The sequence below is a fragment of the Roseateles sp. P5_B10 genome, assembly GCF_056400485.1.
Window position 1 is genome coordinate 1 of the sequence record NZ_JBFULE010001299.1, and the last position, 972, is coordinate 972.

1 protein-coding gene is annotated in these 972 nt (G+C 61.7%); it reads right to left on the reverse strand.

All coding sequences use genetic code 11. From position 1 onward, the window contains the following. A partial coding sequence (locus AC1DU6_RS32870) for a family 43 glycosylhydrolase (protein WP_477862477.1) occupies positions 1 to 960 on the reverse strand: 960 nt, incomplete at its 3' end. Between the last annotated feature and the right edge of the window lie 12 nt (positions 961 to 972).

Here is a 972-nt window from a genome sequence, read left to right on the forward strand (position 1 = left end):
GCTGGCGAGGCTGGCCATGAAGGCGCGCGCGCCGGCCACGCCGAAATCGACATTTCGCACCTGGATGTAGGCGCCATCGTGGATGCCGCGCACGTTCTGGCCGCCGGCGCTGCTGGGCTCGATCTTGACGCCGGAAGACCAGGCAATGGTTTCTGCTTCGACTCGCTTGTAGGGATCGAGCGTGCCGACTGGTGCCGGCCCTTCCTTGGTTGGCTGCACCATCGGGACCGAGCCATCGGGATTGAACTTCAACTCGTCGACGCAGACGGAACGTTTGAAGCCATCGCCTCCCGGAAGCGCGGCGTTGTGATAGAAAAGGTAGGTCTTGCCCTTGAAATCGACCACGCCGGGGTGGTTTGTGAAGGCGCCTTGCGGGGCCATGACGGCGCCGCCGTAAGTCCACGGCCCTTGCGGTGTGGGGCCGGTGGAGTAGCCGAGAGGTTCAGGAAGCGGACCAGCGGCAAAAAACAAGTAGTAGCGCTCATTGCGCTTATAGAGCCAGGGGCCTTCTTCGTAAGACGTGCCGCGTTTTGCGTCCGCAGGGATGCGCTCGCCCAAGGCCTTGACGGTCATCGGATGCCGAATGAGGCCGTTCTCCCCAACACTGGTGTCGTAGGAAATCATGTCCTTGTTCRGCTTCACCGACCACAGATTGGGGTTGCCCCAGGCGAGATGGGCCTGGCCCTTGTCGTCGATATAAACGGTCGGATCGATACTGTCATACTGGCCGCCGATCAGCGGTTTTTTGAGGGGATCGGTGTAAGGCCCGAGGGGATTGTCGGCGACCAGCACGCCAATGCCCCGGCCTTGCAACGGAGCATAGAGATACCATTTGCCATCCCGCTCAATCGCCTGAAGGGCCCAGGCGCCGTTTTCAAAACCGTGCCAGCCGGAGATCTCCTTGGCGGCCCAGGGAAAATCCCGGAGGGAGGCGATGGCGCCATGCTGGGTCCAGTTCACCATGTCCGTTGT